Below are 18,915 nucleotides of genomic sequence, written 5' to 3'. Positions count from 1 at the left end.
TAAATTGACACAAACATTCTTAAAAACGCTTACTATTTTCACAACATTCTTATTATAACACAGAGAAAAACTATGGTTTAGCTACTTTTGACTTTTCTCCTTCACGATTCGTTTGTGTATTATATGGTACAACGTAAAAGCTCGGTTTTGAAAATATGTTAACGAACTTTTCCTCATATTCCCCAGCACCATTTACAGTGCTAACATGTGTATGAATTCCGTTCTCCACTCTATAGATTCGGTACATAATTCTGTTATCTGGAAGTGGTTTCCAACTTAATTTTGCTTTAAATAAACCGAAAGGGCTAAATGATAGTTTCATTTTTACATCTTCAATTTTGCGCAGTCGAATCGGAGCGCCGATTGTTTCCACACCTTCAGGCTTCATAAACTTCTCTTTATGTTCTACATTAGCCTTCGTTAAAATTTTCTTAAACAATTTTGTCGCAGATGCACTTTCTCCTTGCAACTGATGCTCCTTATCCGTACGGTCATAACCAATCCAAACAGCGCCTACTAAGTTAGGTGTATAGCCGACGAACCACATATCTCTTGCTCCCTTATCGTCATTTGGCAATGAAGTTGTACCTGTTTTTCCAGCTAGCGCACCGTTATATACACCAACTCTCGCTGTCCCTTCCTTCACAACTCCTTCTAGCATTTTCGTCATATACCATGCTGTCTGCTTCGAGAAGATTTTCGTCTCTACTTTTGGAGATTCCCCAATGACTGCACCGTGTCTATTTAATACTTTATCAATAACGTGCGGCTCAATTATATTTCCATTTGCTAAAAATGAACGATACATTTTTACAAGATCAAATGTTGAAACGCCATTTTTTAGTCCCCCAAGAGCTGTACTTAAACCAGCATCTGCAATATGGACATTTCCTTTTTCTAAATATTGCTTTCCTTCTTCTACCCCTAACTCATTTAATAGAGAAACTGCCGGTACGTTTGCCGACTCTAAAATCGCATCATACATCGTCATTTCTTTTGAATACTCATGATTATAATTTCGAGGTTCATACCCTTCAAAAGAATTTCTTTCATTTGTTAATAAAGAATACGGATTATACTTTTTCGTTTCTAGTGCTGGTGCATAAACGATAAGTGGTTTTAAAACAGATCCGGGCTGCCTTTTGGCAAAAACACGATTAAATCCTCTCGGGACGTACTTTCTTCCCCCAATCGCCGCTTTAATCCCTCCCGTACGATTATCCATTAATAAGAAAGCACCTTGCGCCCCTTCTTCTTTCCCAGGAAAATTCCTTGCATCTTGAAACTGGTTATATGCTACCTTTTGAATCTTTTCATCCATAGGTACGACAAACGTATATCCTCCGCGAAGTACTTCTTGATGAGACAACCCGTATAAACGAGCGGCTTCATCTATGACCATATCAATATACGGCATATATGCAAGCTCATTCTCATCTAAATTTTTATATAGAGCAATTGTCTTCCCTTGATAACGAACGCTTTCTTCTGCAGTCAAATAGCCTTGTTTATGCATAAGTGACAATACTAGATCGCGGCGTTCCTTACTCTTCTCTGCAGAATAGTACGGTGAATATCCGTTTGGTGACTTCGGAAGGCCTGCAAGCATTGCCCCTTCCTCTACTGTTAAATCCTCAACATTTTTATTAAAATACAACTTTGCTGCCGCTTGAATACCGTAAGCCCCATGACCAAAATAAATATGATTCATATACATTTCAAGAATTTGTTGCTTCGTATATTTTTGCTCTAATTGAAGAGAAATTGCGACTTCCTTCAATTTGCGCGTAAATGTTTTTTCACGAGTTAAAAAGACGTTTTTAGCGAGTTGCTGCGTAATGGTACTACCGCCCTCTACCTTCTCTCTAGCTAACGTATCTTTATAAAGAGCACGGAATATCGACGGATAATCAATCCCTTGATGCTCATAAAAACGAGAATCTTCCACCGCAACAAACGCCTGCTGCACATACTTCGGAATTTGCTCGATCGGTACAAGGTCTCTATTTTCTACGTATAATTTCGTAATTTCTTTCCCTTTCTGGTCAACGATACGTGATGAAGAGTGGAAAACGAGCTGCTTTTCATCCATCATATAGCCACCAGCTAACACGATAAGTTTATAGAGTACAATCGCTACTACGAACGTTGCGACGCCGCCTAATAAAGTCCACTTTACTTTCTTCATACATCGTCCTTCTTTCCAAATGATGGTACATTTATTATTTGAAAAAGAAGTATCTTTATGTATATAATCTTCGAAGTTTTTTAAGAGAGTTGATATAATAGAAACAAACTAGTAAGGGGGCATTAAAATGAAGGCTATTATTTCATACGAAACACCTCTAGAACAAGCACATTTCACTGCAAAAAATGATGAGGAAAATATGTTTTATAAAGAAAATACAGAAGAATCTGTAGAAGGTTCACTTCAGTATGACGTACTAGATGCTGTCGGTGAATTCAAAGGACAACCTGGCTATATCGTTTGTAACAACATTTCTGTAACAGACGAAGGTCGCCCTGTATTTGAAAACCGCTTTAAAAACCGCGCAGGCCTTATCGAAAACGAACCAGGATTCCAAGCGATCCGTGTTCTACGCCCATTAAGTAACGATACATATGTCATCTTAACGATGTGGGAAACAGAGCAAAACTTTAAAGACTGGACAGAATCACGTTCATTCGAAAACGCTCATAAAAAACGTCCCACGCAAGTAGAAGGAAAACCTCAGGCTCAAGCGCATCCACATGCAGAACAGCAAAAGAGTATTTTCTCTCGCCCTTCTTTTGTGACTACTTTTGATGTGTTAGTTTAATTTTTTTGAGTTTGGAGTTCGGAAACCACGGTATGTGAAATTATATCGGCGATTTTTCGAATATATCGGCGCAACTCGAATTATATCAGCGTTTTTCTGAATATATCAGCGCAACTCGAATTATATCAGCGTTTCTTCGAATATATCGACTTATCGACAAATCATGACACAAAAAGGAAACACCATTACACACCGGTGTTTCCTTTTTCTTTGTACCAATTATATATACGAAGTGAATCTTTTTTTCTCATATGCTTTACTTCATAACCCCGCCCAGCTACCGCTACAAGAGTTGTACATAATTCATCCTTTCTTTGAAAATACGATTGATTATAACCTACTGCTTGAACATGTCTTCTTCGCATTATTCCTGTATATTTCGAAAAATTACGATATACAACCGTTAGTTGATTTTCTCTTAATTCATAACCACCACTTTTATATCTAGCATACGCAAGTAACGAAAACACGATAAATAACGGTAAAATAAAAAATAAAGCAATATATTGTTTCAAATATATACTCACGCTAGCAATTAGAACTGTGAGTATGATACTTATTAACCAGCTCATAATGAAATAACGACGCAACGCTGTTTTTGGTAAGTGAGCGATCTCCGCCTCAATTTCATAAGGTAACTCTAAATATGTGAGCAGGTGCTGTACATCTTTTTTCTTCATAAAAGGATGCAACATCACTTCATTACTTGCTGCTCCAATACTGTGAATTGCTTCCACTTCAACAGCGCAATAACCAAATGGCTGGCGAAGCATACATTCTTTTACAGTAATCGCTTGAATTCGGTGCAATTTTAAGACAAATTCTTTCTTTTCAAATAACCCTTGAACGATACGAATTTCTTCCCCTTTTCGCTCAATTTTAAAGTTTGCATATTTCAACACATATCCAGCCGTGGAAATAATCCATGAAATTGCCATTAAAATTAATGCTATTACAATTAGTTTATAAACACCGTTTCCCATCACATACGCTTCTACTTTACTTGTGAATCCTTCAGGAAGAACAAAATCAAACTTTGTGTAAAGAAGTACCAGTCCAGAAAACACTAGTCCGAACCGACCAGATGTAATCGCTGCTGCTAAAACCTCTTTCGCTGTTAACTGATAAACCGTCTTGCTTTCTTCCTCTTCTATTTCTTCTTTTACAGTAGTTTCTTTCTTATGTAATAAAGAGATTAAATGTTTTGCCTCGTCTTCTTTAATACCAGCCAACATCACTTCTGGTTCACTACCACCACCCGCTACTTCTATATTTAACTTCATAAGCCCAAGCATCTGATAAATGACGTTAGAAGACGTACTAACATTTTGCACACGTTCTTTATTTAAATAACTTTCCTTCTTTACAAAAACACCGTGCTTTATATGTAAAATATTATTCTCAATCCAGTACACTTTAAAATACCATTTAATTGCTGAAAAAATAGCCATGATGAATAAAACAACCAGAAGGAAAAGATAAAATAAATACCAAGGTTCCACTTGTTCATCAGGTTTAAATAAAACAAGAATAATAAGTGGCAACAAACTCGCAACTCTAATACCTAACAATATCGTAATCGGATGTTGCCTCTTATACATCCTTATCACTCACTTTCGCAAGTTCTCCAATTTGTCTTTTTAGCTGTTCTGCTTCTTCTTTCGTTAAACCTGGAATACTATGAGAAGTTGCGGCTGTTGAAATGTGTAATTCTGCTAAATTATACTTTCTCATGATCGGCCCTTGCTCAATCGTTACGTGCTGCACACGGATCATCGGAATAAGTACGCGTTTTACAACGAACATTCCCTTTTGAATCTCAATCTCTTCTTCATTTAATCTGTAACTATAATAGCGCTGACGTAAATTTGGAAACACAAAATAATCAAGTGGAATAAATGTAATAGCTCCTGTTACTAATAGTCCAAACAACCAGCCCCACCAGTTAAAGTTAATCATAAAAAAGAAATACGCAATTACGACTGTTAGTATAACTGCCGTCCCAATTAAAGCGTGAATTCGCCACACTTTCAGCATATTAGAATGAATCTCCCTTTCTAACGGCTGCATCTCATCACTCCAATTCTATGAATTTATTACTTATATATTATCAAAAAATAAGATTTCATATACATTTTTGTAAATTTATAGTCAAATAAAAATATATGAATCAAAAGCAGATTAAAGAAAAACATACCTCAGTTTTGAAAATTATATATTATAAATATGAATTATATTGAACTAAAATAAACCTTACATGATTCATGTAAGGTTTATCGTTTTATACACAATATATTTCATTATTGTTGAGATATACTAGCATCGCTTTCAATTCGCTTTTCTTTTTGGCTCAGTTTTTTATCTTTAGATTTTTTTAATGTTAAAGTCATACCAATAAAAATAAAAAGAATTCCTGTTATTTGCATTAAAGTTGGACGGAATCCAGTAAGTACAGTATCTAATAATATTGCCACTGCCGGATCCAAAAAAACTAATATTGAGATTGTTTTTGTAGATAAATAGCGTAAACTATCAAAAAACAGATAATATACTATCCCTGTGTGAATAAAACCAGTAGCTATAATATATGTCCAATTACTTTGAGTGAGGCCACTAAAAGCATCTAAATCTATAAATGGTATTAAAAGAAATATCCCCAAGAATGTTTGTAAAAATGTCATTGCATACGCACTCATTTTGTTAATCCCTTTACCAAATAAAGTTGTAAATGCATAAAAGAGAGCTGCAAGAAATCCCCATATCATACCTGAAGACATTAATGAACCGACAGAGAAACTTCCATCGATACCAGCAATTAATAAAGCTCCTGCAAAACACACAACTATTGAAATGATAGATATTAATGTTAATTTTTCTTTAAAGACGATACTTCCAATTAACAGTACAATTACTGGTGCAAGATGATAAACCGAGATAGCAATTGTAACTGACATATTTTCAAAGGCTTTAAATAAGAAAACCCAATTAAATACTAAGAAAAAGCCACATATTAAAACTTGAATAACTTCTTTTCGTTCCCATTTATCTTGTTTATATTGCCCTGTAAGCAACCAGCATACACTTAAAAATATTGTCGCAAAAATACACCTTACAAACACTAATTCAAACGAAGGTAAGTTTGTTTGAACTGAAAAAAATCCAACTGATCCAAAGATAACCATTGATGCTATCATCTTTAAAGCCGGTACCGTTTTCTCTTGCTTAAAACTTTTTTGAAGCAAATTAATCCCCCTCCAATAAAAACTCGGTTTATAGTGAGAAAAACACCAGCCTAAAAAAGGACAGGTGCTTTTCCTCAAAAACACTCAATTATAAATTTTTCCCAGCAGTCCAACCACCATCAATTACAAAATTAGAACCAGTAATAAAGCGGGCCTGATCAGAAATCAAGTACTCAATACATGAAACAATATCCTGCGGCAACCCCCAAGTATCTAAAGATTGATTACTTTTTATCATAGACATCAAGGCTGTATTACTAAAGTATTCTTCTGTAAGTTCAGTTCTAATAACACCGGGAGAAATGCTATTCACCCTTATATTTTGCTTTCCAAATTCCATAGCCATCTGTTTAGTCAATCCGATTAAAGCATGCTTTGATGCAACATAAGCAGCTCGCTCTGGTTCAGCCATTAATCCAGAAACCGATGCTATATTCACAATACAACCTTTTATTTTCGATTCACACCATCGCTTAGCTACTTCCCTAGAAAGGATAAATGGGGCTACTAAATTTACATCAATTACTTTTTTAAACATATCATCGGATAAATGTAAAACAGGTGTTATCTCTCGAATACCAGCTGCATTTATTAATATATCAGGAGAAAGCTTTTCTAAATCTAATTGAGTAAACAGATTATGAATCGCTTCGCTATTACTTAAATCAATTTGCACTACTTTCAAAGGCATATCTGTTTTCATATAATCTATTAAGTTATTATTATTAATATCAAGCGCTATTACATGAAATGATTTTTCTAAAAAGTATTTTATACAAGCATGACCTATACCGCTATTGGCTCCAGAAATCATAATTATTTTATTCTCTCTCATTTTGTCTCCTTATAAGAAAATGTTACTAATAAAATATCACGAAAAGCCTCCGTACTACATTCTGTTCCAAGTGGCGTTACGGCATGGAAGACCTTTTGTCCAAATACTAAAGTTTCTAAAGGCTCCTTCAAACTTATAAACTGATTAATTTCCCGAGGAGAATTAGCTATTAAATTATCTCCACCAATAGCTGTATTACTTAAATTCATAAGGTGTAAAAACACTACTGGTTCATCATCTTTATGTAACCAAATAGGTGAACTAAAAGATGGTCTTTCTTTAGTAGCTTTATATCTTACTTGATGTAAACCTATAATTAAGTCTTTACTTGTATCTATTATATTTGTTTTAAATGCAAATTCAGTATCGAAGCGCACGATATTTTGAATTAAAGGATTACATAAAAAGCTATCATTTATGCTATTGAACTGTCTAACTTTCCCGCCATCGTCATAGTTATATTCTTTAGATTGGAAGTAATCATTACTATTATCTAAAATATAATCTGGTGAATCAACATACTTTATATACCTTGAATAAGATCTAGCACGACATTCACCGTATGCATCATCTTCCAAATTATAATAATCTAACTGTGCTTGTGTTAATAGACGATGATTCTCTTCCTCTTGTAAAAAGATTTCATTTGAAATTTCAAGGAATCCTTTAGATTCAAATTCATGTACCTTTTCTTCTATGCTAAAGCCACTCATTTTACTAAGAACAAACGTCATTATAAAAACCTCCACACTATTGTATTTTTCTATCTCACCCTATGTTAGAAATGCAATAAGTAACCGAGATTCTTGCTTAATAAAATTAAAAATTATGATATTCAATTAATACACCAAATGAAATATACGTAATTCATTAAAATTATTTATTAAGCAATATTATATATCCTTTCGGGTATTTTTTCTAATTATCTGAAGATTTATCAACATTAGTCTTAATATTCAAAAATAAAGAAATAGATTTTTCAGAAAGATAAAACTGCGCGTATTGCAATTATTTATGTATATAACTTTTTTTAAAATTATATTTTAAATATAGCTAGTTTTTTATAAATTTTTTGATATAATTACATACGGGAAAAGGGAAGAACTTTGTCTTCCCTTGTGTTTTTATTTGCATCTAGTACTTTTGCTAGATGCTTTTTTTATGCTAAAAAAGGTATCCTCAAATACTTTGAGGATACCTTTTCACCTTTATTATCTCTGCTGTTTTCTACCTAATATGAGTAATCCAAAACTCATCATTACAAGAAGTGCTCCCATATATGGTTCCACAGGCATTTTCTGCCCTGTCTTCGGTAATTCTTTTTCAGGTTTCTCTGGATTCGGTGTCCCAGGCTTTTCTGGATCTGGTGTCCCAGGTTTTTCTGGATTCGGTGTTCCAGGCTTTTCTGGATTCGGTGTTCCAGGTTTCTCCGGATTCGGTGTTCCAGGTTTCTCCGGATTCGGTGTTCCAGGTTTCTCCGGATTCGGTGTTCCAGGTTTCTCCGGATTCGGTGTTCCAGGTTTCTCCGGATTCGGTGTTCCAGGTTTCTCCGGATTCGGTGTTCCAGGTTTTTCTGGATCTGGTGTTCCAGGTTTTTCTGGATCTGGTGTTCCAGGTTTTTCTGGATCTGGTGTTTCTGGGCCTGGTGGCGCTAAATGATTCAATTTGTTTAATACTTCTAATTGAACTGCATTTATCATTCCATTTGTAATTTCAAATGGAATTGGATTAGTTAATTTTTCATATCCTTTTGGTGCTTCTACTTCTACTAGTGTGTAGTTACCTACAGATAGATCTGTGATTTTTGCCTTTCCATCTTTATCTGTTGTTACTTTCACTACTACTTTTCCCTTTTCATCATGAACCTCAAACACAGCTCCTGATAAGACTTCCTTGCTTTCAGCGGCCATTTTTATAATCTCCACTGAACCTTTGTCTAACTGTTCATTCTCTACTTTCAATGATAAGACTTTTGTCATACCTTTTGTAATTTCGAATGATACTGGTTCCGTTAACTTTTTGTAACCTGGTAAGCTCTTCGTCTCTACTAATTTGTATTTTCCTACTGATAGATCTGAAACGTTTGCTTTTCCTTCTTTATCCGTCGTTACTTTCGCAACTACTTTTCCTTTTGAGTCACGTACTTCAAATACAACATTTTCTAATGGTGCTTTACTGTCTTTATCTATTTTTGTGATTTCTACATTCCCCGTATCTACCATTTCATTTTCTACAGTGAACGCTAAAGATTTTGTCATACCTTTTGTAATTTCAAATGGTACAGGCTTTTCTAATTTTTTGTAGCCTGGTAAACTCTCTACTTCTACTAGCTTGTACTTTCCTACTGATAAATCTGAAACTGTTGCTTTTCCAGCTTTATCTGTCGTTACTTTCGTTACTACCTTGCCTTTGTCGTCTTGTACTTCAAAGACTACACCTGCTAACGGTGCCTTATTATCTTTATCTATTTTTGTAATTTCTACATTTCCCGTATCTACCATTTCATTTTCTATGTTTAATGATAGAACTTCTGTCATACCTTTTGTAATTTCAAACGATACTGGTTCTGTTAATTGTTTGTAACCTGGTAAACTTTCTTTCTCTACTAATTTGTACTTTCCTACAGATAAGTCTGAGATTTTTACTTTACCATTTTTATCTGTTTTTACTTCTGTTACTACTTTGCCTTTGTCGTCTTGTACTTCGAAGACTACGCCTTCTAATACTTTTTGACTATCTTTATCTACTTTTGTGATTTCTACTGAACCTTTGTCTAACTGTTCATTCTCTACTTTTAATGATAAGACTTCTGTCATACCCTTTTTAATTTCGAATGATACTGGCTCTGTTAGTTTTTTGTAGCCTGGTAAGCTCTCTTTCTCTACTAATTTGTACTTTCCTACAGATAAGTCTGAGATTTTTGCTTTACCATTTTTATCTGTTTTTACTTCCGTTACTACTTTTCCTTGTTCGTCTTGCACTTCGAAGACTACGTCTTCTAATACTTTTTGACTATCTTTATCCACTTTTGTGATTTCTACTGAGCCTTTGTCTACTAGTTCATTCTCTACTTTTAGTGATAAGACTTCTGTCATACCTTTTTTGATTTCAAATGATACTGGTTTCGCTAGTTTTTTATATCCTGGTAAGCTCTCTACCTCTACTAGCTTATATTTTCCTACTGATAAATCAGCAATCTTTGCTTTTCCTTCTTTATCTGTCGTTACTTTTGTTACTACTTTGCCTTTTTCATCTTGTACTTCGAAGACTACGCCTTCTAATACTTTTTGACTATCTTTATCTACTTTTGTGATTTCTACTAAACCTTTGTCTAACTGTTCATTCTCTACTTTTAATGATAAGACTTCTGTCATACCCTTTTTAATTTCGAATGATACTGGCTCTGTTAGTTTTTTGTAACCTGGTAAGCTTTTTTTCTCTACTAATTTGTACTTTCCTACAGATAAGTCTGAGATTTTTGCTTTCCCTTCTTTATCTGTCGTTACTTCTGTTACTACTTTGCCTTGTTCGTCTTGTACTTCGAAGACTACACTTGCTAATGCTTTTTGACTATCTTTATCTACTTTTGTTACTTCCACATTTCCCTTGTCTAACATTTCGTTTTCTACTGTTAAAGCAAGAGATTTTGTCATGCCTTTTTCAATTTGGAAAGTAATCGGATCTACTAATTGTTTATATCCTTTTGGTGCTTTTACTTCTACTAACTTGTATGTGCCGACTGATAAATTAGTAACTTGTGCTTGTCCTTTTTTATCTGTCGTTATTTTAGCGACTACTTGTCCTGCTTCATCTTGAATTTCAAAGACTGCATCAGCTAAAGCATCTTTATTTTCTTTATCTACTTTTGTAATTTCTACATTTCCTGTATCCACTAATTCATTTTCTACAGTCAATTGTAATGCTGTTACTCTACCCTTTTCAATTTCGAATGAAATTGGCTTTTCTAGTGGTTTGTATCCTGCCGGTGTTTCTACTTCTACTAACTCATACTTTCCAATAGATAAATCTGAAACGTTTGCTTTTCCTTCTTTATCCGTCGTTACTTTTGCAACTACTTTTCCTTTTAAATCACGTACTTCAAATACAACATTTTCTAATGGAGCTTTACTATCTTTATCTATTTTTGTTATCTCTACATTCCCTGTATCCACCATTTCATTTTCTACTTTCAATGATAGAACCTCGGTCATGCCTTTTTTGATTTCAAATGATATTGGTTTTTCTAATTTTTTATAACCAGGTAAACTTTCTACCTCTACTAATTCATACTTTCCTACAAGTAAATCTGAAACATTTGCTTTTCCATCTTTATCTGTCGTTACTTTTGTAACTTCATTACCCTTTTCATCTTGGACGATGAATGTTACTCCCGCTAACGGTGCTTTATTATCTTTATCTATCTTTGTTATCTCTATATTTCCCGTATCTACCATTTCATTTTCTATTTTTAATGATAGAACTTCGGTCATGCCTTTTTTGATTTCAAATGATACTGGATCTGTTAGTTTCTTATAGCCTGGTAAACTTTCTTTCTCTACTAATTTGTACTTTCCTACTAATAGATCTGAGATTTTTGCTTTACCATCTTTATCTGTTTTTACTTCCTTTACTACTGTTCCAGCTTCATCTTGCACTTCAAAAACTACGCCTTTTAATGCTTTTTTGCTGTCTTTATCTATTTTTGTAATTTCTACTGAACCTTTATCTAACTGTTCATTTTCTACTTTCAACGATAGGACTGTTGTCATACCTTTTTTAATTTCGAATGATACTGAATCTGTTAGCTTTTTGTAGCCTGGTAAACTTTTCGTCTCTACTAATTTGTACTTCCCTACTGATAAATCAGAGATTTTTGCTTTACCATCTTTATCTGTTTTTACTTCTGTTACTACTTTTTCTTGCTCATCTTGCACTTCGAAGACTACGCCTTCTAATACTTTTTGACTATCTTTATCTATTTTTGTAATTTCTACTGAGCCTTTGTCTAACTGCTCGTTTTCTACTTTTATTGCTAAAGCTTTTGTCATACCTTTTTTTATTTCAAATGGTACTGGTTCTGTTAGCTTTTTATAACCTGGTAAGCTTTTCGTCTCTACTAATTTGTACTTTCCTACTGATAGATCTGAAACATTTGCTTTTCCATCTTTATCTGTTACTACTTTTCTTACTACTTCATCTTTCTCATCTTGGACTTCAAATTCGACACCCGCTAATACTGCTCCGTTTTCTTTGTCCACTTTTGTAATTTCTATATTACCTTTGTCTACCATTGCATTTTCCACTTGTATTGGGAATATGCCGTCCCCTGTTACACTTACTTCGAACTCTGTTTCTTTTAATTGGTAGCCTTCAGGCGCTTTCGTTTCTTTTAAAATATATTTTCCTAGTGCTAACGGTTTAGAGATTGCCTTACCATCTTTATCTGTAACAATATGTTCGACTACTACACCGTCTTTTACTATATCAAACTCTGCATTTGCTAATGGTTTTTCACCATTTTCCGAATCAATTTTCTTTATTTCAATTTGACCCTTTTGCACAGTATTTTTAATTTCAATTGTTTTTGTTTCTCCAGCTTGAAGTGTAACCTCTACTGGGCTTGTTAATTTTTGATATCCTTCTGGTGCTACTGTTTCATAAACTTTATACGTCCCAGGAGCTAAAGTTTGAGGTACTGAAAAACCTTTTTCGTCCGTTGTCAGTTTTGCAACAACTTCATTTGCACTATTTCGAACTTCAAATTCGGCACCTTTCAACCCTTTGTTCGGATTCTCAGAATCTATTTTATGAAGCGATACTGTACCATCTTTTGGAGCTTCAGGCGGTGTAATAGTTACTTCTTTTGATGTTAATGTTTTATCATCAAAATGTAATTCCGCTTTATTAGGAATCTTCTTATCTACGTAAGAAGATAAGTCTGCATTATTTTTAATTTTCGCCTTGATACTAAGATTAATTATCTGGTCTTCATATGACTTATAATCAAAATTCTCACCAAACGTAAATGTTACTTCACTTCTTTGTTTATCTATATTTAACGTCCCTTTAGAAGTAATATCTTGGCCATTTTTATCATACACTTTTGCCTCTAATACTTCTAAAACATCTTCTAAATCATCACTAATTACCATAGATGTGTATTTAGGAGGATCGTTCGGTATATGTGTACCAACTTGGTATTGAATAACTTGATCCATTTGTGTTAGCTGCTCATTCTCTACAAGCTTGTCATTCTCATCAACTATATTTTTTTCAATGCTAGGTGGATTATTGTCACCTGAACCGGATCCTCCCCCACCACTCACAAATACTTGTCCTACTTTTTCTTCAGTTTTAATATTTTTACCTTCTAATTTCACAGTATTTTTATGAGGTTTTGCAGCAGGATTTGTAACCTTTGTTTTATATCTTAAAATATAGCCTTTTGAACTGTCTGGAAATTCAATTGTAAATCCAGTCTTTGTTGCATTTATTTTAATGTTAGATAAATTTGCTGGCTTAATATTTGTTGGTGCATAACCATCTTCAAATACAGCCTCTTCTAATACTACGCTGTCTGTAATTAACTCATGCCCAGGTCCTAATGTATCTGTTAATTTAAGATCTTGCATTTCTGTTCCAGTTGCATTTACATATACAAGCCAATCAGCAATAGACGGATCTTCTTGATTATAAGAACCCCATTTCAATAGATTTTCCGTATTGGGTTGTGGCTTCGGTCTCTCTGTCGTATTACTTACATTTACTTCTTTATTTACGATTTGACCATCAACGTTAAATTCTAATGGAATTTCTTTAACACCATCATATGCTTCTAGACCAAAGTAGAATTCTACGAATAAAGAACCTTTAATGTTGTTCTTTCCTTCTACGTAATCACCCATAGTACACGTTAATAGACCCTTTTTCATCTCACATGTACCAACTGTTTTTCCTTCAGCATCTTTTAAAGGAAAACTCATATTCATAAGGTCTTTTCGAAACTCTTTTGGCATATCAATTGTGAATTGATCTCCACTTTTTATTTTTTCTTTAGCTGACCACTTCACTTCTACTTTCATACCATCTGAGGCTTGATATGGTTCAGATGTCGTGCCATCAGTACGGGAAATATTAATTTCGTCCACTGGACTTTTCATCACAGCAGCTTGAATAACTGGAGCCCACACATTCAGCACTGAAAATAATACTAGAAAAACTAATGAAACCATTGAAATATGTCTTTTAGTACTTTTCATTTGCATAGTTCCCTCCTAAATTTTTATATTTATATAACAAAAAAAGATCGTCCGGTTGCATCAAAAATGTGCAACCAGACGATCTTAGTAACCAATATGTATTACCGTAGACTCTAAGCTTTGCGGCCTATCCTTTCGAATAGTGTGCTAAAAATATCTTTTATTCTTTTTTTGTTTCATTTTCCTCTTAAACCAAATATTACTATACCGTCTGGACGGTTATAATTCAATACTCTATAAAATTGTTCTATTTTTCTAATAAAAAAAATAATTCACCACTACATTAAAGAAGCAATGGTGAATTATTTTCTCATTATATAGTTCGCATATTCTATTTATATGAATTACTAATAAGAGCTTGAATCACTTTTTCTCTTAACTCGGGGCTTAGCCTTCCAACCCCTAAATATTCCGAATACCATAATCCATCTGCTGCTAATCTAATAATTGTTGCACAAACTGAATCTATCTCATCATTTTCTATATTTTTTTGCAGTTGCTGAAATGATTGTTGTAATGGCTCAAGTAATTCAGGTTTTAACATGAGTGCTGCCATCATACTGCTAGACAACTCTTCTGTTCTTCTCTCATTACTTAATCTTTCCTCTACAAAAGAGCGAACCCATCTCCCTTTCCTCTCTGAGTCTTCCGCTACTTTATTGTAAATGGCCCCTTCATAATCCTCTACCCCTCGGACTATCATACCTTCTATTAAAGCTTCTTTATTTGAAAAGTGATACAATAATCCACCTTTGCTTAAACCCGCCTCTTTTGCCACTGCTTCTAAAGTTAATTTAGCAACCCCTTTACATTGTACAATTTGAGAAGCGGCCGCCAAAATCTTTTGCCGCGTTATGCTTATACTCATTCCTTTTTAAAACCCCATTTCTACTAAATTTATATAAATACGAATCTTATTTTTAATATTGTTGATTACTACTAAGTATTTTCTTTATACAACAAAAGCTTCATTACCTTTGAATTTTTAGTTACTTATTCTATTAAAAATTTCCATATCATTCAATATGATAACATTAAATACACAAAGCTGACTATACATCTATACTTTTGTATTTATTGAAAATATATCCATTAATAAAATTTACCGATTTAGTCCTTCTTATTACTTTAAGACAGCAGTAATTCTTTCAGTACTAAATAAAAAATGTTATTACTCCCATTAAATTGAGTAATAACATTCTACTTAACAAATTCGCTGCCAACTAGCATCCTTCACATCTTCACTAGTCGGTTTTCTAACTGATCCAATAAAGTGAAACTTTATATCCGCAACATGGACAGGTGTATTTCATTTTGTCACTCCATTATTAACTTGTTTTCCCATATATTCCGACTCACAAAGAATGTAACAGCACAAATCATAGTTATCCCCATGAAAAATGTATTAGAATCTTCATATGTAGTTGGAATGCCTACCGTTACGAAAACAATACTAAAAGCTAAAAATAGATATAATAATAAAGATATAATATAGCTTAGTTTAAATCGTAAAATGATACCTCTAAACAATAGCTCACCAAGTAGACAGCCACCTAAAATAATAGGTACTCCGAAATACAATGTAAGGACTCCCATTTGCGCAGTAGATTGAATTATCTTTCCAATTATGTTCGGCGAAACCAGCTCACTATCGTTTCCCATCCTATCATATAAATCAAGTGCTGTTGCTGAAATAAAGAAACTTAATATAGAAAATGAATACGGTATTAAAAATTTGCTCACTCTCATTCACCTCGCTTTTTTCTTTACATATATTATTCATTATTTCCTATCATTTTTACATAAAAAAATAACCCTCTATGATAAAACATAGAGGGTAGCATTTCTATATAAAAATCTATACCTTATCCTGAAGTGAATCCCGAAAATAGGACAAATATCAAAACACCTAAACCATCTGCTATCTGCTCCCTACATTCTTTAGGGTAGATAGTTTATATGTTTTATTAGAAAGTAGTGCCTTCTTTTTTATAATATTCTTTTGAAATCTCTTCATAAAATGCGGCTGATGTCGCGTAGAAATAAGGTGCTAACCATAAGAAACCGATTCCTACAGTAAGAATACTTAAAATGAACCAACCTAAGAAACTTAAGCATAGTAAAAAGTAATCCATTTTATGTCCATTCATCATATGACGACTCTCAGTAATCGCTTGATTCGCTGTATATTCTGGATGATCATTCAAAATAAAATATGTCATAGAATAAGAAAATGATTTAATAATACCTGGAATAATAAGAAGTAATGTCCATAGAGTCAAGTATACATACATTAGTAAATATGTTAAAAACGACTTCATCAACTTACTTCCATCGCTAAACCATCTAAATATATGACCAATGCGAGCATCAGTCCCACGAATTGCATTTAAAACAAGATAATAGGCACCTATTGTTAATGGACCAATAACAAGCATTACTATAATACTTACTGTAAGTGAATCACTTGCTTCTTCCCAACCCCAAAATATCGAGAAAATACCTGTTGTTAGCATTTCAACAGCTCCAATAAGGATTCCAATTAATAAGGTTGCCCCTACCGCTAGTCCCCATCTTCCTTTTAATGCATCAAGTGCTTCTCTTTTCAACTGACTTATCATATATAACCTCCTAATACTATTTCCATTTTATTATACCATTTATATCAAAAATCCCACATATTTTCCTAAAACAGAAGCATATTACCTTTTTTCATACGTATTGATACATGTGTGCTGTAGTTGTACTAATATATGGATTAAACGACTCTTTTCCCTATAACAAAAAAGCCTGCCTTTCATAATAGGCAAGCTTTCTCAAGTTACATCTCATTTATTTTCTTCTTATACCAATCCTGCATTCTCTCCGCATCTTCTACTCTCGTATGCTCTATTTTATAACTAGATGATGCACTCGAAAACTTATACGTACATAAATCCGCACGGCGCTGGAAATATGATTGTGTCTTCTCCATTGATTGGACGTGTCTTCTTCTAATAAGTCCTGTATATTTTCCGACGCTACGATAGACAAGTGTAATTTGTTCTCCGTTAACACTGTAGCCATTTGTTTTAAATGTTGCGTATCCAAGTGTAAAGATAAGGATTGCGAGCGGTAGTAATGCCCACATGATGTAATACTTTTCAAAGTATATGCTTATTCCAGTAAGCGGGATTGCGAGCATAGCGAAAAAGATAAAACTATCAATGAGATAGCGGCGCAATGCTGCTTTTGGTAACGAAGTAATACTTGCATTCAGTTCGTATGGTAATTGTAAATGCGCGAGTAATTGTTGCACTCGATCTTTTCGAATGATAGGATGCAGTGTAACTTTTTCTTCTTTCCCTTCACTTTGAATGACTTCTACTTGCACAGCACAATAACCGAACGGTTGGCGTAAAATGCCTTCTTTTATCGTAATCCCTTGAATGCGGTGCAATTTTAGTACGAGTTCTTTTCTCTCCAGTAACCCTTGCGAAATACGGACTTCATCATTTTTTCGATTCACTGTGAAGTTACCGTGTTTTAACGCGTAGCCAATTGTAGATATCATCCAAGAAACGACAAGTAAAATAGCTACCATGTAAATCCAGCCATATATATCGTGGTCCATTACATATGACGTCACACTATTTTTTATCCATTTCGGAATATACTCATCTACTTGGTGATAAACGAAAAAGATTAAAGAGAACAATACTCCAAATTGACCAGATGTAACAGACGCTATTAAAATCTCTTTCCACGTTAACTTGTACTCTGTCGTTTGTTTTTCCTCTGTAACAATTGCTTTTTCTACTGTATTTTCTGCTGCTTCGTCTAACGTTTTTTCTGCTTTCACTTCTGGAGTTGGCTCATTTAGCAAAGTAATAAGCTCCGTCGCCTCTTCTACCGTAATTCCAGCTAAGCTAACTTCTGCTTCATCGCCCCCGCCAGCTGTTTCAATCTGAATTTTTTTCAAACCGAGCATTTGGTATAGTACGTTAGAACTTGTATTAATTGTTTGAACACGTTCTTTATTTAAGTAGCTCTCCTTTTTCACAAAGAGACCTTGTTTCACATGTAATACGTTATTTTCGACCCAGTATACTTTGTAATACCAGCCTACGATAGCTGAAATAATTGTGATCAACGCAAAACCAATAGGAACTAAATACCAAAATGGAAACTTTCCCCTTAAGCTAAAAAGAAAAATAATGAGTGGTATAAAATCTGTTATTTTTAATTCTAATAACATCGTGATTGGATGCTGCCTCTTATACATCCTCATCACTCACTTTCGCTAATTCTGCGATTTTCGTTTTCAACATTTCAGCTTCATACATCGTTAAACCTGGGATGCTATGAGAAGTTGCTGCTGTTGAAATGTGTAATTCTGCTAATCCGTATTTTCTCATAATTGGCCCTTGTTCAATCGTAACGTGCTGCACACGAATCATCGGTACTAATACGCGCTTTACGACGAAAAGACCATGCTGAATTTCAAGTTCTTCTTCATTTAGTTGGTAGCTGTAATAACGTTGACGTAGTTTCGGAAACGTAAAGTAATCAAACGGTGTATATACAATTGTTAATCCGATGAGCACATAGAAAATCCAAGCCCACCAATTAAACTTAATCATAAAGAAAAGATATGCCAAAATGACTATAATACTGATTCCTAGCTCAATTAAAGAACGCGCTTTCCACACCTTGACCATGTCAGGGTGAATTTCATTTTTCAATGGATCCATGTAACCACTCCAAATCTAGTAATCTAA

Annotated in this window: 13 protein-coding genes and 1 riboswitch; of the genes, 1 reads left to right on the top strand and 12 read right to left on the bottom strand. The window is 34.0% G+C overall.

Annotated elements, in window-relative coordinates; all coding sequences use genetic code 11:
* Positions 1–70 precede the first annotated feature (70 nt).
* Positions 71–2,188 (bottom strand): transglycosylase domain-containing protein, encoded by a 2,118-nt coding sequence (locus ACXKY9_RS04480; protein ID WP_000756296.1) that lies wholly within the window; start codon positions 2,186–2,188, stop codon positions 71–73.
* Positions 2,189–2,315: 127 nt separating this feature from the next.
* Here ACXKY9_RS04480 and hmoB point away from each other — a divergent pair, with 127 nt between their 5' ends.
* On the top strand, positions 2,316–2,819 hold the full coding sequence (gene hmoB / locus ACXKY9_RS04475; RefSeq protein ID WP_000644052.1) for a heme-degrading monooxygenase HmoB: 504 nt from the start codon (positions 2,316–2,318) through the stop codon (positions 2,817–2,819).
* A 185-nt stretch (positions 2,820–3,004) separates the two neighbouring features.
* Here the strand turns inward: hmoB and ACXKY9_RS04470 are convergent, their stop codons facing one another.
* The 11 genes from ACXKY9_RS04470 to ACXKY9_RS04420 all read right to left on the bottom strand — a co-directional run bounded on the left by ACXKY9_RS04470 (position 3,005) and on the right by ACXKY9_RS04420 (position 18,888).
* Positions 3,005–4,420, bottom strand: a complete 1,416-nt coding sequence (locus tag ACXKY9_RS04470) for a PH domain-containing protein (RefSeq protein WP_000278151.1) — start codon at positions 4,418–4,420, stop codon at positions 3,005–3,007.
* Positions 4,413–4,889 carry a PH domain-containing protein gene (locus ACXKY9_RS04465; RefSeq protein ID WP_001182725.1) on the bottom strand — a complete coding sequence of 159 codons (477 nt, stop codon included), beginning with the start codon at positions 4,887–4,889 and terminating at the stop codon, positions 4,413–4,415. The genes ACXKY9_RS04470 and ACXKY9_RS04465 overlap by 8 nt, the downstream gene beginning before the upstream one ends.
* A 230-nt stretch (positions 4,890–5,119) precedes the next feature.
* Positions 5,120–6,061: a DMT family transporter gene (locus ACXKY9_RS04460; protein WP_000939630.1), complete on the bottom strand. Its 942-nt coding sequence runs from the start codon at positions 6,059–6,061 to the stop codon at positions 5,120–5,122.
* Between the two features lie 88 nt (positions 6,062–6,149).
* Positions 6,150–6,896 (bottom strand): SDR family NAD(P)-dependent oxidoreductase, encoded by a 747-nt coding sequence (locus tag ACXKY9_RS04455; protein WP_001208941.1) that lies wholly within the window; start codon positions 6,894–6,896, stop codon positions 6,150–6,152.
* Entirely contained in the window at positions 6,893–7,630 is a 738-nt protein-coding gene (locus tag ACXKY9_RS04450; RefSeq protein WP_000144819.1) for a 2OG-Fe dioxygenase family protein, read from the bottom strand. Before ACXKY9_RS04450 ends, ACXKY9_RS04455 begins: the two co-directional genes overlap by 4 nt.
* A gap of 477 nt (positions 7,631–8,107) precedes the next feature.
* A complete protein-coding gene (locus ACXKY9_RS04445; protein WP_038415558.1) occupies positions 8,108–14,161 on the bottom strand; it encodes a SpaA isopeptide-forming pilin-related protein in 6,054 nt (2,017 codons plus the stop codon).
* A 60-nt stretch (positions 14,162–14,221) separates the two neighbouring features.
* Positions 14,222–14,314: riboswitch (cyclic di-GMP riboswitch) on the bottom strand.
* Positions 14,315–14,486: 172 nt separating this feature from the next.
* Positions 14,487–15,023 (bottom strand): TetR/AcrR family transcriptional regulator, encoded by a 537-nt coding sequence (locus tag ACXKY9_RS04440; RefSeq protein ID WP_000028010.1) that lies wholly within the window; start codon positions 15,021–15,023, stop codon positions 14,487–14,489.
* Between the two features lie 449 nt (positions 15,024–15,472).
* A complete protein-coding gene (locus ACXKY9_RS04435) occupies positions 15,473–15,898 on the bottom strand; it encodes a hypothetical protein (RefSeq protein ID WP_002098741.1) in 426 nt (141 codons plus the stop codon).
* A 224-nt stretch (positions 15,899–16,122) separates the two neighbouring features.
* Positions 16,123–16,776, bottom strand: coding sequence for a DUF975 family protein (locus ACXKY9_RS04430; protein WP_000625400.1), 654 nt, complete (start codon positions 16,774–16,776; stop codon positions 16,123–16,125).
* Positions 16,777–16,976: 200 nt separating this feature from the next.
* Positions 16,977–18,419 (bottom strand): PH domain-containing protein, encoded by a 1,443-nt coding sequence (locus tag ACXKY9_RS04425; protein ID WP_000278202.1) that lies wholly within the window; start codon positions 18,417–18,419, stop codon positions 16,977–16,979.
* A complete protein-coding gene (locus ACXKY9_RS04420) occupies positions 18,412–18,888 on the bottom strand; it encodes a PH domain-containing protein (RefSeq protein ID WP_000371346.1) in 477 nt (158 codons plus the stop codon). Before ACXKY9_RS04420 ends, ACXKY9_RS04425 begins: the two co-directional genes overlap by 8 nt.
* Positions 18,889–18,915: the final 27 nt, after the last annotated feature.

Source organism: Bacillus sp. 2175, from assembly GCF_057812155.1.
The sequence above is the reverse complement of the archived record's forward strand: the minus strand, read 5'-3'. Positions and strand labels throughout refer to the sequence as shown.